18 protein-coding genes and 1 riboswitch are annotated in these 19,047 nt (G+C 64.1%); of the genes, 11 read left to right on the forward strand and 7 right to left on the reverse strand.

Annotated elements, in window-relative coordinates; translation table 11 throughout:
* Positions 1-204: 204 nt before the first annotated feature.
* Positions 205-666 (forward strand): hemerythrin domain-containing protein, encoded by a 462-nt coding sequence (locus AC3ANJ_RS01475; RefSeq protein WP_488317901.1) that lies wholly within the window; start codon positions 205-207, stop codon positions 664-666.
* Positions 667-669: 3 nt separating this feature from the next.
* Here the strand turns inward: AC3ANJ_RS01475 and AC3ANJ_RS01480 are convergent, their stop codons facing one another.
* Both AC3ANJ_RS01480 and AC3ANJ_RS01485 read right to left on the reverse strand, forming a co-directional pair.
* The gene (locus AC3ANJ_RS01480) at positions 670-1,056 is read right to left on the reverse strand and encodes a VOC family protein (protein ID WP_488317902.1); all 387 of its coding nucleotides are present in this window, start codon (positions 1,054-1,056) and stop codon (positions 670-672) included.
* An 81-nt stretch (positions 1,057-1,137) separates the two neighbouring features.
* Positions 1,138-2,133 (reverse strand): SDR family NAD(P)-dependent oxidoreductase, encoded by a 996-nt coding sequence (locus AC3ANJ_RS01485; RefSeq protein WP_488317903.1) that lies wholly within the window; start codon positions 2,131-2,133, stop codon positions 1,138-1,140.
* A 75-nt stretch (positions 2,134-2,208) separates the two neighbouring features.
* Between AC3ANJ_RS01485 and AC3ANJ_RS01490 the strand changes: the two genes are divergently transcribed.
* Positions 2,209-2,778 (forward strand): TetR/AcrR family transcriptional regulator, encoded by a 570-nt coding sequence (locus AC3ANJ_RS01490; protein ID WP_488317904.1) that lies wholly within the window; start codon positions 2,209-2,211, stop codon positions 2,776-2,778.
* Positions 2,779-3,001: 223 nt separating this feature from the next.
* Here the strand turns inward: AC3ANJ_RS01490 and AC3ANJ_RS01495 are convergent, their stop codons facing one another.
* From AC3ANJ_RS01495 to AC3ANJ_RS01505, 3 genes are read right to left on the reverse strand one after another with little or no spacing between them, the layout of a single operon-like run.
* Complete coding sequence (locus AC3ANJ_RS01495; protein WP_488317905.1) at positions 3,002-4,717, reverse strand: DNA/RNA helicase domain-containing protein; 1,716 nt, start codon at positions 4,715-4,717, stop codon at positions 3,002-3,004.
* A complete protein-coding gene (locus AC3ANJ_RS01500; protein ID WP_488317906.1) occupies positions 4,714-5,295 on the reverse strand; it encodes a nucleotide pyrophosphohydrolase in 582 nt (193 codons plus the stop codon). Before AC3ANJ_RS01500 ends, AC3ANJ_RS01495 begins: the two co-directional genes overlap by 4 nt.
* 37 nt (positions 5,296-5,332) lie before the next feature.
* A complete protein-coding gene (locus tag AC3ANJ_RS01505) occupies positions 5,333-5,740 on the reverse strand; it encodes a very short patch repair endonuclease (protein WP_488317907.1) in 408 nt (135 codons plus the stop codon).
* A 155-nt stretch (positions 5,741-5,895) separates the two neighbouring features.
* Between AC3ANJ_RS01505 and AC3ANJ_RS01510 the strand changes: the two genes are divergently transcribed.
* The 7 genes from AC3ANJ_RS01510 (at position 5,896) to AC3ANJ_RS01540 (ending at position 15,326) form a co-directional block, all read left to right on the forward strand.
* Positions 5,896-7,053: a DNA cytosine methyltransferase gene (locus AC3ANJ_RS01510; RefSeq protein WP_488317908.1), complete on the forward strand. Its 1,158-nt coding sequence runs from the start codon at positions 5,896-5,898 to the stop codon at positions 7,051-7,053.
* Positions 7,054-7,167: 114 nt separating this feature from the next.
* The gene (locus AC3ANJ_RS01515) at positions 7,168-9,888 is read left to right on the forward strand and encodes a Z1 domain-containing protein (RefSeq protein WP_488317909.1); all 2,721 of its coding nucleotides are present in this window, start codon (positions 7,168-7,170) and stop codon (positions 9,886-9,888) included.
* Positions 9,885-10,856, forward strand: a complete 972-nt coding sequence (locus tag AC3ANJ_RS01520) for a PD-(D/E)XK motif protein (protein WP_488317910.1) — start codon at positions 9,885-9,887, stop codon at positions 10,854-10,856. The genes AC3ANJ_RS01515 and AC3ANJ_RS01520 overlap by 4 nt, the downstream gene beginning before the upstream one ends.
* Positions 10,853-12,760 carry a hypothetical protein gene (locus AC3ANJ_RS01525; RefSeq protein ID WP_488317911.1) on the forward strand — a complete coding sequence of 636 codons (1,908 nt, stop codon included), beginning with the start codon at positions 10,853-10,855 and terminating at the stop codon, positions 12,758-12,760. The genes AC3ANJ_RS01520 and AC3ANJ_RS01525 overlap by 4 nt, the downstream gene beginning before the upstream one ends.
* A 34-nt stretch (positions 12,761-12,794) precedes the next feature.
* Positions 12,795-13,643, forward strand: a complete 849-nt coding sequence (locus AC3ANJ_RS01530) for a hypothetical protein (RefSeq protein WP_488317912.1) — start codon at positions 12,795-12,797, stop codon at positions 13,641-13,643.
* Between the two features lie 2 nt (positions 13,644-13,645).
* Entirely contained in the window at positions 13,646-14,386 is a 741-nt protein-coding gene (locus AC3ANJ_RS01535; RefSeq protein ID WP_488317913.1) for a DUF6339 family protein, read from the forward strand.
* 562 nt (positions 14,387-14,948) lie between these two features.
* Positions 14,949-15,326, forward strand: coding sequence for a LacI family DNA-binding transcriptional regulator (locus AC3ANJ_RS01540; protein ID WP_488317914.1), 378 nt, complete (start codon positions 14,949-14,951; stop codon positions 15,324-15,326).
* Positions 15,327-15,332: 6 nt separating this feature from the next.
* Here the strand turns inward: AC3ANJ_RS01540 and AC3ANJ_RS01545 are convergent, their stop codons facing one another.
* Positions 15,333-15,842: a single-stranded DNA-binding protein gene (locus AC3ANJ_RS01545; RefSeq protein ID WP_488319327.1), complete on the reverse strand. Its 510-nt coding sequence runs from the start codon at positions 15,840-15,842 to the stop codon at positions 15,333-15,335.
* Positions 15,843-15,937: 95 nt separating this feature from the next.
* Positions 15,938-16,573: a hypothetical protein gene (locus AC3ANJ_RS01550; RefSeq protein ID WP_488317915.1), complete on the reverse strand. Its 636-nt coding sequence runs from the start codon at positions 16,571-16,573 to the stop codon at positions 15,938-15,940.
* A 51-nt stretch (positions 16,574-16,624) separates the two neighbouring features.
* A riboswitch (SAM riboswitch) is annotated at positions 16,625-16,741 on the reverse strand.
* Positions 16,742-16,795: 54 nt separating this feature from the next.
* Here AC3ANJ_RS01550 and AC3ANJ_RS01555 point away from each other — a divergent pair.
* Both AC3ANJ_RS01555 and AC3ANJ_RS01560 read left to right on the forward strand, forming a co-directional pair.
* Positions 16,796-17,161, forward strand: coding sequence for a cupin domain-containing protein (locus AC3ANJ_RS01555; RefSeq protein ID WP_488317916.1), 366 nt, complete (start codon positions 16,796-16,798; stop codon positions 17,159-17,161).
* 182 nt (positions 17,162-17,343) lie between these two features.
* Complete coding sequence (locus AC3ANJ_RS01560; protein ID WP_488317917.1) at positions 17,344-19,047, forward strand: ABC transporter substrate-binding protein; 1,704 nt, start codon at positions 17,344-17,346, stop codon at positions 19,045-19,047.

The raw sequence follows: 19,047 nt of genomic DNA on the forward strand, positions 1-19,047 counted from the left end.
GCGCTCCTAGAGATCGACCCTGGCGTTCTCGCCGCCGTCGTGTTGCTTTCCCGTGAGCTACCGGCGCATCCGAGTCATTCGACGAGGGAGGCCGGTCTGTTAGCGTGGCGGAAGCGTCGCGTGTCGGTGGCAGTCCGTGCCAGACATGGAGGCGCGGGACCCGAAGGAGAGCGACGATGAACATGTCGACCCCTTCGCCCTCACGTGACTGAGGGCGAGAAGACCAGGCTCATCGCCTGGAGCGATGAACTGCGTGTCGTGCATCGGCGACTGCGAGATGCGTTGTCGATCACCCAGGAGGCTCTGGCCTCCGGCGAACCGCCGGGCCGGGATCTGCTGCTGTTCTGCCATGGGTTCTGCACAGCACTGACGGGGCATCACGAGGGCGAGGATCGCGAGCTGTTCCCGGCCATCGCAGCCGCGCATCCGGAGTTGCGGGATACGCTGCGGAAGCTGGAACAGGATCACTCGATGATCGGGCACCTGATCAACGGGCTGCAGGCGGCGGTGGCGTCGGCCGCATCCCCGGCCGAGTTGGCGCGACACCTGGAGGGCATCGCCGCGATCATGGAGAGCCACTTCCGGTACGAAGAGCGGCAGCTGCTCACCGTGCTCGAGGCGCTGGCGCTGGATGCCGATCCGGAACGGGTGCTCGGGCCGTTGTGACCGTCAGCGATCTGGTTGCTGCGCCCAACCCGACCAGTCGGGGCGATCGACGATGCAGAAGCGGTTGCCCTCGGGATCTTCCATGATGACGTAGTCGGCATCGTCCGGCAGGTTGTCCCAGTGCACCTCGCGGGCACCGAGTTCGGTCAACCGACGCACTTCGGCAGCCTGATCCTCGGCGTAGATGTCGAGGTGGATGCGTGGAGGCAGGACCCGCTCGGAATGATGGGCATCGAGGGCGATGCAGGGCGTGTCTGCGTCGCGCGGTGTGAGGACGGCCCAGTCCTCGTCCGCCGGATCCCGCTCGACGTAGTCGAGCGCAGCCTGCCAGAAACGGGACTGCGCAGGGAGGTCGTCGACGCGGATCACGATCGACACGATCTTCAACATGCGGGACAGCGTAAGTCGGGGGCTGCGCCCGAACAAGGGGAATGCGCGGGGCGAGCACGATCGCCCCGCGCATCCCGCGGCTTACTGAACCGACCAGCCGCCGTCCGAGGCGAGGATCGCACCGTTGATGTTCACGGCGTCGTCCGAGAGCAGGAACGTGATGGAGGCGGCGAGGTGCTCGGCGGTCGCGACCGTCGGGATCGCCTGCTGGAACGGGGCCAGGCGGGCGGAGCCGTACTCCGACATGTTCGGCGGCATCGGGATGCCGGTGGCGACGCCGCCCGGGGCGACCGAGTTCACGCGGATGCCCTTCGGCCCGTACATGAACGCCGCCGACTTCGTGACGCCGATGATGCCGTGCTTGCTGGCCGTGTAGGCGTTGCCGGAGGAGTTGCCTCGCAGACCAGCCTCGCTCGAGACGTTGAGCACGGCGCCGGAGCCTGCCGCTTCCATCAGGGGCAGGACGGCGCGCATGAGCTTGAACGGAGCCGTGAGGTTGATGGCGATGACGCGGTCCCACACGGCATCCGTCGTCTCGCCCGCAGGGGAGAAGTCGTCGTTGATGCCGGCGATGTTGGCGAGGCCGTCGATGCGCTCGCCGGCGGCGGCGATGACGGCGTCGATGGCGTCCTGCTTCGTGAGGTCGCCGGCGACGGTGATCACGTCGGGGAGTTCGGCCTTGAGGGCATCGAGCTTCTCGGCGGAGATGTCGGCGGCGATGACACGTCCGCCTTCGCGGGCGATGCGGGATGCCGTGGCCCTGCCGATTCCGGATGCCGCACCCGTGACGATCACGGTCTTGCCGGCGAAGCGGCCAGGGGTGGGCTTCTCGGTCCAGCCGGTGGATTCGTCTGGTTCGGGGATCTCGCCGTCGTTCGCGGAGCGGACCAGGTCGTCGACGATCGACTGCGGCATGGCGCCCTGGCTCATGGCGACGAGCTGCTGCAGGGGCAGGCCCAGCACGGGGGTGAGGACCTCGGGGTCGGCGCCGGTCTTCTCGAACAGGCCGCGGATGAGCGGTCCGCCGGTCGGGTCGTTCAGCCATTCGCCGATGGTGGAGTGTGCGGTCAGGGCCATGTCTTCTCCTTGCTCGGGTATTTCGCAACGGTGCGTCTACTTATTTCCCAGGGTACTCCTCGGTAGCCTGTGAGCGTGCCGAGACCTCGTAGTGAACAGGCGCGCCAGGCGGTGCTGGCGGCGATGCGCGCCGCGCTCGTGGACGAGGGGTACTCGTCGGTGTCGATCGAGGGCCTGGCTGCTGCGGCTGGTGTCTCGAAGCAGACGATCTATCGGTGGTGGCCCTCGAAGGCGGCCATCCTGGGGGAGGCGCTGCTGTCGGGTGCGCTTCCCGGTGCGGATGTCGCGCTGCCGCACACCGCTGACCTCGAGGCCGACCTGCGGGCGTGGTTCTCGGCGATGTCGGCTGCGCTGGGGGATGCCGATGGCGTGGCGCTCGCGCGGGCGCTGATCGCCGTGACGGCGACGGATGCTGAGCTCGGCGCCGCGCTGAACGAGAAGCTGGCGGCGCCGATTCGCGCGTGGGTTTCGTCGCGGCTGGCTCTGGCTGTTTCGGCTGGGGATGTTCGGGCGGATGTGGATGCTGAGGTGATCGCGGATCAGTTCGTCGCGATGGCTTCGTATGCGGCTCTTCAAGGGAAGGTGCTGGGGGCGGAGCAGGTGGATGCTGTCGTGCGGGTGCTGATGCGGGGGATTGCGGCTTAGCTTCCGTAGCTCGCTGAGCCTGCCGAAGCGCGGACATCAACTTCGGAGATGTGCAGCATCTTCGGATGATTCCGCCATATTCATCCGCGCCAAGCGCACATCCCCGAAGATGGCGCACGCACAGATTGTCGTGACGCGTCGCGACAATTGAGGTGCGCGGCCGGCCCCAGTGAGGCGATGCCGCCCGGCCGAACCGGCAATCGTTGTGAGGGCGTCGCAACAATCAACGACGGGCGAGAACACCCCGCAACCGCTCCCGCAGCCCCGGATCGCACACGTACACGTACGTCCCGAGGATCCCGCGGGTCAGCAGCACGCCGTAGATGTTCCGGATGAACGCGAGCAGATCCGCGTCGCCGAAGGCGTCCTTGAGGTGCCCGGTGTTCTCCTTGCCCTTCTTGTCTCGATACGCCTCTCGGTCGGCGACGATCCGGCCAGCAGACTCTCGAAGATCCGGCCCGATGATCACGCCGGCGTAGTTGAGGTCGTACCCCTGCACAGTGTGGATCGACCCGACTTCCTCGAGCGAGCCGGGTGCATTGATCCAGTCCTTGTCGGTGCTGTTCCACCGCAGGCGCTCGCCGTCGCGCTCGATGTCGTAGGCCGCGGCATCCCGTCGCGACTTCCAGTCCCACGCGTAGCCGGCGACGAGGCGCGACAGCCCCACCTCGGCATCCTTCTCACGGATCGCACGACGCATCTCGCCGAGGTCGTCGAAGAAGCGCAGGTCGTAGTCGCCGAGGTTCGGACGAGACGGATTCTCGCCGCGCAAGCAAGACCGGACGAACTCGACGTAGTCAGCTCCCGCGCACACCCGCATCTGGGTGGTCAGCCGGTAGTGGCGGTGTGCGTCTCGGGCGGCGCGCAACTCAGCATCCAGAATCGCAGGCGACAGGTCGTGCGGCCGAACGCTCTGCGCGCCATCCACCAGCAGCACCTGGTGGCGGCTGCGCTTCTTGATCCAGTCCAGCTGCGTGCGGGTCGGGTCGTCCGCACCGAACAGGTCGATGTTGATCTCGCGGAACTTCTTGTTCTGCACGCCGGATGCCTGGTTCGCGCGCTGTCCGAGCCGATGGGTCTCATCGACGAGCACCAGGTCGTATGAGGTGGAGGATTCGCCGAGCTGGAACGGCGTGAGCACCATCGACGGGTCGAGCTTGGGCGTCTTCGTGAACACCTTCTTGATGGACTCGCGCAGCGACTGCTGAGGGATCACGAGTGCCATGCGGAACCCGTTCAGGAGCTCGCGGTTCTCGGGGACGAAGAACTCCGAGAACATCGAATCGGGCTCGACGTCGTCGTGATGCTCGAAGTCGCGGATGTCGGCGAGCAGTTTCATCAGATAGATCGCGATGATCGTCTTGCCCGTACCAGGGTCGCCCTGCACGACGAGCGTGGAGCGCGCGGTCGGATCGGCGAGGTCGGTCAGCAGACCTTCGACGATGTCGCTGATCGCGATCGCCTGGTCGTCGCCCAGCGCCTTGAACGGCGACAGCTTGAACAGATCGGAGTTCTCGATCTGCGGGATGCTGCGGCTGAACAGGCCTTCCGCGCGCAGCGCTTCGAAGACGTCGCGAAACGACTCTCGGTACAGGGCGCGGTCGAAATAGTCCGCGTCGGTCAGGCCGTCGTTGCCGTTGAGGATGCTGTACTGCCCGTCGCCCGAGAACCACCGGATCAGGTGTGACTCGAGATCTAGGCACGCGGACTTGTTGAACCTCGGATCGACGACGACGCGGATGCTGTTGAGACCCTCATTCCGCTTCGGGCCGTCGAGATGCTGCCGGATGCGCTGGTGCGCGCGAGTCGTCTCGCCGACGTAGAGCTTGCGCGTGCCGTCGATGACGTAGACGACCGGCCAGTTCGTATGTTGCGGATCCTGCTCGGCCCACGCGTCGACGTGGGTCCTCTCGAACCGCACGCGGCGGATGCTGGTCATGCCTGCGACTCGTGCTTGTTGATGACGCCCTGGTTCTGTTCGACCGGATACTTCTGCTCGGTCTTGGCGAGCTTGTTCATGACGATCTCGTCGAGGTCGACGCCGAGCCGATTCGCGAGATGGATGCAGTAGGTGACGACATCCGCGAGCTCATCTTCCACTTGCTGCTGGTCGGGGCTGCCGGTCCACTGGTACAGCTCGAGGAGTTCGGCGGCCTCGATGCTGATGCTCTTCGCGAGGTTCTCCGGGGTGTGGAAGTGGTCCCAGTCGCGGACGGCGACGAAGGCGCGGAGAGCGGAGGTGGTGGACGGGGACGGCATGGGGGCGTCGGGCTGGCGTAGCTCGTCACTGCCGAACGTATCCTCCAGAATCCGCACGAATCCACGAGCGGCAGCGAGATCGAAGTGGGTGCTCTGCGTCGGGGTGTCCCCCGGGGCGGGGCCACCGGCCTTGTAGTTATACAGGTAGAGCAGGGGAGTCCCGCCGCTGTCGCGCACTTTCTGCACGAACGCATCCACTTCCGACTGCGGCGCCTTTACGTCACGCGCGCCTTGGATGAAGTCTCGGATCCGGGCCATGCGACAAACCTAGCGGTGAGGAGCGGGTCGGCAGTCGTCAGGGCAGGGTGCGAACGGCTTGCTCGATTCGACGCGCTACCACCAGCGGGTCATCATGCTCCCAGACCCTCAATACAGTCCAACCTGCGACGCTCAACTGCTCATCGGTCTCGCGGTCGCGTTCGATGTTCCGACGCAACTTCGGCAGCCAGTAGTCGCTGTTGCGCTTGGGATACGTGGCGTGAAGCGGACAACCGTGCCAGAAGCAGCCGTCGATGAAGACAGCGAGCTTGACCCGCGTGAACACGATGTCCGCTCGGCGTCGCCCGCCGAGCGGCGCGAAGTCGACCCGGTATCGGAGCCCGGAGGCGTGGAGAATCGTCCGAACTGCTATCTCGGGTTTCGTATCCCGGCGTCGGTTGGACTGCATCGAACGCCGAGAGCCTTCTGTGCTTGCCCACGACATGAGAAAAGCCTACGGCGCGCAGTAGCCTGCGGTGCGGCGCCGATGTCCGAGGTTCGAAATAATCTGCGATCAGGTCGCGTTGGGTGCGGCTGAGCTGCTGACCACCCGGATTCGGGGTAGGCTGCTGAGGAGAGTTGAACTACTGAGGAGCCGTCGTGTCCGAGCATCACTTCCGCATGGGCGAACTGTTCAGCGGCCCCGGAGGAATGGCATTGGGGGCGCGGCGCGCGGCTACGGCCGTAGAGGGAATCGAGCTCGAGCACGCCTGGGCGAACGATTACGACCTCGACACGTGCAGAACGTATCGTCACAATATCCTCGTTCCCGAGTATGGGGAAGAGGCCGTCGTCGTTGGAACCTCTCGTGCTCTGCCGCCTGGCGGCGGCGGTGTTGTGCATCAGAACGTTCACGACCTGGACATCGAGGCCCTCGGCCCCATCGAGGGATTCGCATTCGGCTTCCCTTGCAACGACTACAGCCTTGTCGGTGAGTGGAAGGGTCTCGAAGGCGAGTACGGCCCGCTCTACACGTACGGGGTGAAGGTGCTCGCTTCGAAGAAGCCGAAGTGGTTCGTGGCGGAGAACGTCTCTGGCCTCCGAGGCGCCAATGAAGGAGAAGCATTCAAGCAGATCCTCGAGCACCTGCAGGAGCCCGAGGCGGGTTTGCGGTACCGGCTCGTACCGCACCTCTACTCGTTCGATGAATACAACGTTCCGCAACGTCGTCAGAGGATCGTCATCGTCGGAATCCGCGACGACCTCGACACGCACTTCCGTGTCCCTTCCCCTGAGATCTACGCGGAACGCGATGTGACCGCCAAGACCGCCCTGACTGAGCCTCGGATCGAGCTCGGTGCTCCGAATCACGAGTACACACGGCAGTCCCAGGACGTCGTCGAGCGTCTGAGCTACATAGGTCCAGGCGAACACGCGTTCTCCCAGCAAGTTCTGGAGATCATGCCCGAGCGCTTGAAGATTAAGACCCGAACGACGATCAGCACGACCTACAAGAAGCTCGAGCCCGGCAAGCCTGCCTATACGGTCACGGGGGGAGGCGGCGGCGGTTCGCACATGTATCACTGGGCGCAGAATCGCGCGCTCACCAATCGTGAGCGAGCACGACTTCAGTCTTTCGACGATGATTTCGTGTTCCACGGGCGTAAGGACAGCGTGCGGAAGCAGGTGGGGATGGCGGTCCCTGTCCGAGGAGCCGAAGCGATTTTCACGGCGCTCTTCAAGTCGTTCGCGAACATCGACTACCCATCAATCGAGGCGAACGTCGACGTTCGCAGGATGCTTGCATCGCGCAACTAGGGCGAGTTGATCGAAGGGCTCTCGGATACGCATCGCCACGCGATGTCGGGACCGTCCGGTATGAATGGAGGCGGAGGCGCCGCAGGCGGCGTCCAACGATCTCAGGGGGACACGGTGGCAGGATTCGAGTTCGATCAGCTGAAGACGATGTTCGAAGCATTGCAAGCAGACCAGTCGGGACGCGATCCGGAAGCTCGCGACGCGGAGCTTCTCGCAACATTCGCGCAGATGAACCCGGAGTTTCCCGCCCAGTATCGTGCCCACCTCGCTGCGGAACGCGAGCGAATCGAGGACCTGGCAGTCGACAACAACCTCGTCGGTGACCGCACGAAGGCCGCCTGGTACAGCGGACCGAAGACGTCGAGAGGCATCTGGCCGACGTATCGCTTGAAACTGGACTCGAGACTGCCACCGGCCGCTGTCGAAGGCGTCGACGACTCGACGTCCCAGATCCTGTCGCAGTGCGCCAATCCGCTCGAGCGGGGCGACAAACGCAAAGGGCTGGTCGTCGGCCACGTCCAGTCGGGCAAGACCGCGAACTACGCCGGATTGGTCGCGAAGGCCGTCGACGCCGGGTACCGAATCGTCATTGTGCTCGCCGGCATGCATTCGAATCTTCGGGCGCAGACGCAAGCACGACTCGACAGCGACCTGCAGCTCCGGGAGCTGAAGAACGTCGGTGTGGCCTGGCACCCACTGACCGACATCGACTCCGATATCGCGCCGAGCAACCCGGTCAGTCCGGTCGGCAATCAGGGGAACGCGATCGTGATGGTCGTGAAGAAGAACGAGAAGCGTCTCGCGAATGTGCTCAGATATCTTCAAAGCATCTCGAGAAAAGACCCGATGATGCTCCTATCCAGGGCCGTTCTCATCATCGATGATGAGTCGGATCAAGCCACCCCGAATACAAAGGGCGCGAAGAATCTCGTTTCGACGATAAATCGGCGTATTCGCGATATCTGGGCGGAAGTGAAGACGGGAACGTACGTCGCCTATACGGCGACCCCGTTCGCGAACATCTTCACCGATCCGAACGACGACGAGGATCTCTATCCGGACAACTTCGCGGTCGTTTTGCCGCGGCCAGTCGGGTACATGGGGGCCGATACGTATTTCGATATCTCGGGCGTCGACGACGAAGAGGGCATCTCTCCCGATGCCCTCGCGCGCGTCATCCCGGACGAAGAGGCTGCTGTTCTCGCGCCGACCGGCCGTGACCTCACCGACTACGACCCGTACATGACGGCGTCTCTCGCAACGGCGATCAGGTGGTTCCTCATTGCGACCGCGATCCGGCGGATTCGAGTGGGGAAGCAGGAGCACTCGTCGATGCTCTTGCACACGTCGCATCGCGTCGACGCGCATGATCGTCTCCGTGACTCCGTGGTCGATTTCCTCAACGACATCGCACTTGAGAACGATCGACGACACGACAGCTTCAAGGCCACTTTCGATGCTGAGGTCGATCGAGCACAGGAACTCCGTGGAGAGGAGATCGTGCCGGACTGGTCAGACATCTGGGACGGCGTCAGTGACCTGATCTCCCGGGTGCAGGTGCGTGTCGACAACGGAACGTCCGACAATCGCGTCTCGTACCCGGACGACGACCCGCAGACGGTGATCGCGATCGGCGGAGGAACGCTTTCGCGCGGGCTCACGCTCGAGGGGCTCGTCGTGTCGTTCTTCCTGCGTACATCGAACGCGTACGACACACTTCTCCAGATGGGGCGGTGGTTCGGCTTCAGACCGCATTATCGCGACCTCGCCCGAGTGTGGGCGGCTTCGGGCATGCTCGATGACTATGCGCATCTCGCCCTCGTAGAGCGCGAGCTGCGTGAGGACATCGCGGTGATGATCAGCGAGGGGATGGCGCCACGGGATATCGCGATCCCCGTCCGCGCTCACAAGGGTCGCCTTCAGATCACGGGTGGCGGAAAGATGGATTTCGTCGATCTCGTACACACGGGGTTGGGCGGCAATCGGAGACAGACGATCTATCTCGATCGTTCAAGCGCCGGCATCGATCGCACGCAGGGCGCTGCCCGTCGGCTCGTCGCTCGCGCGGTTGAGACATGCACGAAGTTCGAGTCGAGGGGGCGGGCTGACGACGACGTCGCCGCGCACCTTTTCGAAGGGCTCGAGCATGCGGACCTCGTGACGTTCCTCGATGAGTACGGGGTGTTCCCTGTCGATTCGGCGCTGCAACCGGCTGCGATGAAGAAGTGGACAGACGAGCACGGTGAGGGAAAGTCGTGGGATCTCCTCCTCGTCTCGGGGCCAGCGAGCAACGCATCCACCTTCGACTACGTGTCGGGCGTCAGCGTGAACGTGGTCAGCCGTGCTCCATTGAGCATCGAATGGGACAAGAGCCGTTTCGAGGAAGCGATCGCGGCGGGGGCGGATGTCGTGAACATTCGCGCGTTGATGTCCAGCGGTGATTCAACAGCAGATCTTGTGATCCTCGACCGAAATGGTCGGCTCGACGAGGAGACAGGAGTCGAGCTCCGAGAGCTCAAGAAGAGTGACGCGCAGGCCGTCAAGAACTTCCGCCGCCGAGTGCGGCCGGACAACGGGTTGGTTGTCCTGTACGCCATCGGGAAGGACTCGAAGCCGATGGCAGCTTCATCCAAGACGCGCGGGATGATGGAAGCGACGGATCATCTGATCGGCGTAGCCATCGTATTCCCTCCTGCGGAGTTCGAGCGCGATGGAGACCATTACGCAGTGACGCTCAAATCGATCTTCGATCCCGGAGACGACGAGATCGACGAAGGCGACAGCGAGATCGTCGACAACGAGGCGGACTTCGCGGCTGCGGAGGAAACATCTTGAGCGGCGGCTATTCGCGGGCAGAGGAGGCGATGAAGGCGCTACTGCACGAAACTCCTACCCTCGAGGTCAGCAAGGCTCGTCGGCTCGGCCCCGATTGGAACATGAGGGAAGCGCTCCTCGTCCTCGATTACGCTGACCAGCTTTCCTTCGTGATCGAGCGACCTGAGGATCTTCCGCGGATCGAGCCGAAGCTCGGGGGCCCATTGCCTATCAGTTGGATCGCGCAGTCAGCAGATAGTCCTCGTGAGCGCATAAAGATCGATTGTCCCGATCCGGCCTTACGAACGACGTTTCTTTCCCTTATCGGCGAGGTGCTCGACCGTGTCGACGCGAAGCACGGCACCGTCTATCTTGAGGTCTCGAAGGTCGTCGACGATTGGCGCCGCGCATTGCAGGCCGCACGATCCGGGCTGAGCCGACAAGGGCTGATCGGGCTGTTCGGGGAGCTCACGGTCCTTCGAGACCTCGTCGCGGTGAGGGGACCCGCGGCGCTGTCCCTCTGGCGCGGTCCGGATGGTCACCGCCACGACTTCGCCCATCTCAATGCGTTCGAAGTGAAGACCTACAGCGGAACTGGCAGTCCGAAGATCACGATCCACGGTGCGCATCAGCTCGATCCTCCCCGCGGACACGACCTCCACCTTGTTTCGCTCCGAGTGGAAGAGGTCAGCGATGGTGAGACGATCGCAGACATTATCCGCGAGCTCGGCGACGCAGGCGTGAGCGTCGATTTTCTTCGTGCGCGAACGGACGATGATGAACCGCTCGTCATCGATGAGGCTCTGCGTTTGGTGATACTCGAGCGTCGTCTGCACCATGTCGATGACAGTTTCCCCGGCATCCGTGCGTCGCGTCTGGACGAGACGTCGATGAAAGGTGTTGAGCGATTGACTTATCAGTTGCTGCTTGACGCGTGCCCGGACCCGTTGTCGGACGTCGCATACGAGCGAGTCCTGGAGGACCTGTGAGCGAGGGCGCCACGATCGAGCCGCTTCAGTGGTTCCCGAAGCAGTTCACGGCGGGCGACATGGACGGCACCGGTGGCGATCGGTTGCTGGGGCGTACCGACCTGTCGCCGCTCGAAGTTTTGATCCGAGAAACAGCACAGAACAGTTGGGACGCGCGCGTTGAAAGGAAGACTCCGCTATACGGTGTGCTCCTTCGACGCGTCGACTTCCGACTCAGAGCGGATATCGATCGTCTGTTCGCGGAAGGGCGTCGGGTATCCGGCAGACACCACGCCCCCAGCGCAGTCAACATGCATATCCTCGAGGTGTTCGACCGAGGGACGAGCGGTCTCGACGGGCCGATCGATCTCTCGCCGACACGCGATGGTGAGCCCCGTAACTTTCAGGACCTCATTCTCAAGGTCGGTGTGCCTCGTGACGATGGCAAGGGAGGAGGCACCTACGGCTTCGGCAAGACAGCGGCATATGCGTTCAGCGGGCAGGGCACCGTCGTCTTCTGGAGCCGTTGCCGGAATCCTTCCGGTGAGCTCGAGCATCGGTTCGTCGTGTCGGCGTTCCATGAGTCGTACGTCTCCGAGGGAAAGCAGTTCACTGGTCGTCATTGGTGGGGAGCAGGCGACGGCGGTGCTGTCGCGCCCCTAGTCGGCGACGTCGCACAGGCGTACGGCGAGCGGTTCTTCTCTCGTCGATTCGACGGCAACGAGACTGGCACATCTTTGCTCGTCCTCGACCCGCGCATCACGGTCCCGCGGTCAGCCGAGTTCGATGAACCGGATCTCGGTCAGCTACGGCACGGCGATGCTTCATCACTGGAAAAGCAGTTCGCTGCGGAAGCGCGGAAGGCGATTCGTCGTCATCTCTGGCCGAAGCTGATCGTCGAGCCGAAGCGCGAGCAACCACCGATGCCGATCGAGCTACGAGTGAATGAGCAGGACATTCGCGTTGTCGATGAGAACCAGGGTGCGCTGGGATTCTGGGGGGCCGGGCTCAATGCGATCAGGTCGCACGTCCTAGGCGACGAAACACCTGTGCTCTCACCTTCGGAATTGCCGGTCGAGGTTCATGACGTCGTGCGGAATCGGAAGACAATCGGTCACCTCGCGATCGTCAAGCGTATCAAGGCGCTTGAACAGTCTCTTGAGACGGACGACCTTGACCCGGCACTTGACGAGGAATCCGTCCAGCGCATCGCTTTGATGCGCGACCAGGCCGAACTCGTTGTCACGACGGACGATTGGTCGGATCACACCGTGTCGCCTGTGTTCGACTGGGTCGCGGTGTTCAAATCGGCGCGGGATTGGGATCGAACCTTCGCAGACGCGGAGCCTCCGGCGCACGACATGTGGGTCAGTAGCGCGGGAGGTGAGACTGGTCTCGTCATCCGCGCGATGCGCAACCGGGTGCGTGCGATTCTCCGTGAGACGTTCGCCGAGCCGGAATCGGCTTCGGTGGAGGCGCCGGATGCGACCAAACATGGAGTAGGAGCGGTAGCGAGGATGTTCGGCATGCTGCTCCCGGACGCGACGAGGACCAAGGAGAAAGCGAGCAGCGGCAATGCGCCAACAGGTACACGCCGTAGTGCGCGCCGACCGTTGATCTCGATGGAGACTCCGCGTTTGATTCAGACCTTGGACGATGGCCGCCAACGCCAAGGAGTGACGTTCGTGGTCGACGGCGAAGGGGAATACATCATCGATGTCGCAGTGTCGGTGGTTGGAGACGACGGCGCGCGCACGCAGCTGACCGCCGATGACATCGCTGCGAGTTGGAGCGAAGCGGTCGGCCTCGATAACGGACGTGTACGGGTCGTCGGCGGCGTCGAGCAGACGGTTGCAGTCACTGGGCCCGCACGTCGCGCGCTGCTCATCGAGATGAATGCGAGTACAGCCGATGCCCGCGATTGAGTCACGTCCCTATCGAGTACCAGCGCAACGATCAGTGACGGCACAGGTCCAGTCGGTTCAGCCTGCGGTTGAGATCGATCAAATCCCCGATGTCTGGGAACCGGGGCAGGATCTCGTCCTGCGTATCACGGCTGAACTGGCGCCGGATTTCTGGGACGAGAGCGGTATCCCCGAGGGTGATCCGGTGACGCTGGTCGGTGTCGTGACGTGTCTCGCGGCGAGGACAAGATGGCGTGAGACGGCACAGTTCGGGCGGGCTGCGGGATTGTGGACGGCATCAGTCGAGATCGAAGTCGACGGATCAGCAGTTGCAGTCGAAGCGCTTGTGGATGCGATGGTGGTGGGGGCAGGAAGGACGGGACATCGGGACCCTGCCCGTGGCATCCATCGATCAGCAAGACTTTGGCGGCTGCCCGCGGCGATCAAGGTTCCCTTCGAAAGCCTCGGCGATGCCTTCCCGACCTCTGCTGTCAGCTTCGGTGAGACGGGTCGGCGTCGCATTCCGTGGCGGGTGGACGTTGCCCACGATGCCGAGCCGTCGTGGGGGATTACCTCGGCGGTCCGGCTGTACGTGAATACTGATCTCCCCATTGCAGAACGCATCCTTGATGGAACGGCCGAGAGGTGGATCTACCAGGCCATGCAAGCCGATATATACGCGGCGGTGCTCCTCCAGTTGGCGGCAGTTCGGGATGGATATTCAGCGCTGGCAATCGCAGAGTCCGCTGAATCGGACCCGTCCTCTTTCGCGGCCTTCTGCTCTCATGTGGCCATGGTGCTCGGTTTCGATCTCGAGGTCGCGTTGAGGCTCGCGCGTGACGAGCCGATGCAACTGGTCGAACGCGCACGCGAAGCTAGCGCTTTCATGGCGGAGGAGGATTGACGATGGGAACGATCTATCCGCGCTTCTCGACTGACGACGCACGCCGCGCGTTCGCCGAGCTCGAGAATGCGGTCGCGACGGGGCAGGAGCCGCCGAGCTTCACGCGAGGTGCGCATCACCCGCGGGCCTATTTCGGAATCGGAGGAGCAGGCACCGTGCCGGTGTCCGAGCTTGCAAATCTTCGAGCAGAGATGAAAGCACAAGTCTCGACGGTTTCGTCCGGACAGCGCAACCATGACCGCAAGTTCGATCTGCTCGCGGGCGCAGGGCTCGCTCAGTGGTTCGCCGGGGATCTCCGTGGGCAGGCTGCGAATCCGGGAATGTGGTCGTATCTCACGATCGCTGTATTGCCGGACCTCGCGGTTCGTCGCTTCCCGCTTGATAGGAACGGACGGCTTTCGCCGGATCGCTTCTTGGCCGGGCGTCGCAACGTCTTCTACCGGGCTTATTTGCGCGCCGTTGTGCTCGGGGACTTGCTCAATGACCCTGAGGTCGAGTTGTTCGAGGACGACCTGGTTGGCCTTATCGATCGGCAACTCTCGTCAGATCACAGGCTCGCACGCACCATCAGTGAACAGATCGCGTCGACACCGAAATTTCTGCCGCGCAGAGACATTGTCCGGGAAGGCCTCAAAGCGGTGCAGTTCGAGTCAAGGGTCACGGATCTCGGGTCGCTGTCCGATCAGGAGCTGCGAGACATGGTGGCCGAGCTGTTTGAGGACTCGCGCGTCCTAGCGATGTGAACTTGAACGCCCGTGTAACGAAACCGCGGGTTTCGCTACACCGGGCCCCGCGAATCGCGCTCAAGGGAAGACATGATCCGCTGGTGCCGGACCAGGTGGATAGTGGTTCACGCCGCCGGATGGGTTCTATTCGGCGCCATAAAATCCAATCAACTCAAACGGATCTAGCGCCAAAGCCGGCACTGCACGGCGCGCTCACGAAGTGCTCAGAACGTCTGGTTTCACGTCGGGCAGCACGCTCAGGAAGATTCGCTTGCCCGTCGCGTCAATGAATGTATTGTCCGATGTGAAGAAGATGCGTTCGCCTCTGCCGTCTGTCATTTGAGTGAATATGTCGGCTTCGTCGTCGAGTAATGGTGATAGTCCGGAAACGAAAATACGAACCTTGTCCTTGGTCCAGCCGTTACTGTGAGTGGAAAAACGGTACCGCGAGGCGTGACCGTGAACTGCCCGCTTCCGCGCGTGATGGCGAGCGCGCGGACGATGATCGCCTCAGATTCTTCGTACTCCGCTGCAGCGATCGGCAGGCTACGAAGCCGCGTTGCGGGATGCAGGGCTCGACGTGCAGCCGGATCTCATCATCACGGCTGCGCACTACAGTCGTACCGACGGCTACCGCGCCGCGCAGGCACTACTCGCGCTCGACGTTCGACCGGACGCCATCTTCTGCTTCTCTGATCTTCTGGCCATCGGTGCGATGCGTGCCGTCTTCGATGCGGGGTTGCGCGTGCCGGAGGACGTCGCTGTGATCGGGATCGACGATGTCGAGGAGGGGCGCTTTGCTCGGCCGTCGCTGAGTACGATCTCGCTGGACACGCCCTTCATCGCGCGAGAATCGGTGCGTCGAATCATTGAGCGGATCGAGAACCCCGGATTGTCGGCGACGGAGATCGTCGCCCCGCACAAACTGGTCGTCCGAGAAAGCACCGCGGGGGGCTGACCGGAGTCAGAACGGCGTCTCGTCCGCCCCAGACCAGCTCTGTCCCGGTGCGGCCCACCCATCCGACCCGCCCGCGCTCGCCGGAGCGCCCGCAGTCGCCGGCGCAGCCACCGCGGCATCCTGCCTCTGCCCTCCTCCGAAGCTCCCGCCCGAACGCTCCCCGCGCGTCACCTGCGCCGTCGCGTACTTCAGCGACGGCCCGATCTCGTCGATCTGCAGCTCCATGCTGACGCGGTTGTTGCCCTCGCGGTCCTGATACTCCCGCTGCTGCAGGCGCCCGCTGGCGATGACGCGCGTGCCCTTGGTGAGGCTGCCGGTGATGTTGGTCGCGAGGTCGCGCCAGGCGGAGCAGCGCATGAAGAGGGCGTCGCCGTCCTTCCACTCGTTCGCCTGGCGGTCGAAGCTGCGCGGCGTGCTGGCGATCGTGAAGCTCGCCACCGCGACCCCGCCCTGCGTCTGGCGCAGCTCGGGTTCAGCGGTCAGGTTGCCCACCACGGTGATGATCGTCTCGTTCATGTTCGTCACTCCGGTTCCGTATGTTCTTCATCTCGTGTCGAGACTGCCTCGTCGATGAGGGTGAGCTCAGCGTACGCCGCGGGCCCGACATCGCGTCAGCGCCGCACGTCGTCCGGACTGAACGTCGGCTTCCCGAGCGCCTCCTGCGCCTCCCGATACGACTCCGGCGTGAGCCCGCCCCGCTCGAGTTCGGCCGCCCGCGCGGGATAGCCGAACACGGTCGGCAACCCGCCAGCCTCGAGCACGCGAAGCGCCTCGGCCCGCACCTGCGCACCCGGACTGACGAACCCGTGCGGCTCGTACTGGAACAGATTCCAGCACCACGCGGCCGCCCGGCCGCGTGTGAACCCGGCCCACAGCCCATCTGTGATGAGCACCCGCGCATCGGGCGCCGACAGCGCTGCGCGCACTCGCTCCCAGCCGTACCGGCGGCGCTCATCCGCGGCATCCCGGATGCCGAGTTCGACGGTCTCCGCGACCAGATCGAGCTCGGCGACGACGTCGTCGAGCGAGAGCCGCTGCTCACCGGCATCCGTCCGACGGGCGAAACCCTGCGGCGTCAGCGAGGCGAGCACGGCTCGGTGCGCACGCGCCGTCGCACTCTCGCGCGGCGACGGGGCGGCGAGACCGAGGCGGCGCCACCAGGCGTCGCGAGGCGGTTCCGCGAAGACCGGGCGGTTCTCGTCGTTCGGCCATCCGCCGGTGGGGCGAGGGGTGTGATCGGCGTTCATGGCGTGCTCCTTCCGAGGAAGGGTCCGCGTCACCGCGTCGGACGACGCGGACCCATCGACTTGCCCGAACGCGTTCGCGCCGGACCGGTTCTTCCCCTGGGGCACCCCGCTCGATGGAGGAGGGTTGCCGTGCAGCCGGCCAGGTACCGATGACTGCAGCTCTTGAACCTGAGATGGACTGTAGCAGGACGCCCCGACATCGAACCCGAATACGCTCGAACCATGACCACCACCCCCCGCAACATCGACACCGCCCTCGCCGCGATCTCCGAGCACTGGCAGCCGCATCGCCTCACCAGCGTGAACGATTACGACGTCAAGGTGGTCAAGCTGCAGGGCGAGTTCGTCTGGCACACGCACCCCGACACCGACGAGCTGTTCATGGTGCTCAGCGGCGAGTTGACGATCCAGCTCCGCGACCGCGACGTCGTCCTCGGGCCGAACGACGTGTTCGTGGTCCCGAAGGGCGTCGAGCACTGCCCGAAGGCCGACGCCGAGGTGCAGGCGCTCCTGTTCGAGCCGCAGGGCACGGTCAACACCGGGGATGCCGGAGGCGACCGAACCTCGCCGCTCCGCCAACTCGGCTGACGCCGAGACCCGTGCATTTCCGCGGAACTCCACCACCGTGATGTGAAGATCTGGTTACAGGAATCCCTCCACGACCGAATCTCCGGTAGAACTTTTCATGACGGTACAGTTGTACATTGCACTGTCATGCTGTTCCATTGGAACCGTACGCAAAGGCGCTACCGACAGAAAGGTCAGGTCCTGTGACCACCAAGAAGAAGAGGCTCGTGGGGCTCATCGCAGCCACGACCGCATCCGTCCTTCTCCTCGCCGGCTGCTCTGCCGGCGGAGGCGAAGCAGGCCAGGGTTCCCAGGGATCCGGCTCCGGCGAAGCGCAGACGGGTGGCACCGTCCACATGCTGCAGAACGCCGACTTCTCCTACCTCGATCCGTCCCGCGGTTTCGATGGCGGCGTCAACGCCTTCTACCGCCTGATCTACCGCGGCCTCACCATGCAGGCCGCCGGCGACGCGGAAGACCCCAACGCGATCGTCCCCGACCTCGCCGAATCGCTCGGTGAAGTCTCCGAAGACGGCCTGACGTGGACCTACGCGCTCAAGGACGACATCTTCTTCGACGACGGCACCCCCATCACGTCGGCGGAGATGAAGTTCGGCATCTCCCGCACCTGGGACCCCCAGGTCGGCATCGGCTCCCCCTACCTGCGCCAGACCATCGACGCCCCCGAGGGCTACCAGGGACCGTACGTCTCCGGCGACCTGCCGACGATCGAGACCCCGGATGACAAGACGATCGTCTTCCACCTGAAGAAGCCGTTCCCCGAGTTCGACAACGTGCTCGCCCAGCCCAATGCCGTCCCGTTCCCCGAGGGCACCGGTGCGGGCGACGAGTTCATCAAGGACGTCATCGCCTCCGGCCCGTACACGCTCGCCGAGTACACCCCCGGCAGCCTGATCCGCCTCGAGCGCAACGAGTACTGGGACGAGTCCACCGACGAGGTCCGCAAGGCGTACCCGGACGAGTGGGAGTTCGAGATCGGCATCGACGGCGCCACGATCGACGAGCGCATGATCGCCGGCCAGGGCGACGACCAGAACGCGATCTCGGGCACCATCGGCGCCGCGAGCCTGCCCCGCATCCAGACGCCGGAGCTCCAGGAGCGCGCGATCACGGCCGACGCCTACTGCACCACCTACATGGGTCTCAACACCACCAAGGCGCCGTTCGACGACGTCAAGGTGCGCGACGCGATCAATTGGGCCATCGACCGCTCCGCCCTGGTCAACGCCAGCGGCGGCACGCAGCTCGCCGACCCGGCGTACTCGATCATCCCGCCGACCGTGAGCAGCTTCAAGGACTTCAACCTCTGGGAGACCGAGGGCGACAAGGGCGACCCGGAGAAGGCCAAGGAGCTCCTCGCCGAGGCCGGCCTGGCCGACGGATTCGAGTTCACCCTCGACATCCGCTCGCAGCCGCTCATGCAGGCGCAGGCCGAGGCCATTCAGGAGGCGCTGAAGAAGATCGGCGTCACCGTGAACCTCAACGTGATCGAGACCTCGGTCTACTACGAGACCATCGGCACGCCCTCCCAGCAGCACGACGCCGCCATCACCGGATGGTGCCCGGACTGGGCCTCCAGCGCCAGCACGATCATCCCGCCGCTGTTCGACGGTCGCAACATCACCGAGAAGGGCAACTCCAACCTCGCCCAGATCAACGACCCGACGATCAACGCCCGCATCGACGAGATCGGCGCCCTGCCGGCCGACGAGGCCGTGTCCGCCTGGGGCGACCTCGACGAGGAGCTCATGGGCCTCTCGCCGATCGCACCGCTGGTCTTCGGCAAGGCGATCTTCCTCCCCGGTGAGAACATCACCGGCTACAACCCGAGCACCAGCATGACCGACCTCACGATCATCGGTCTCAAGGATCCCGCGAAGGGCTGA

Source organism: Microbacterium sp. STRO-1N (assembly GCF_057748015.1).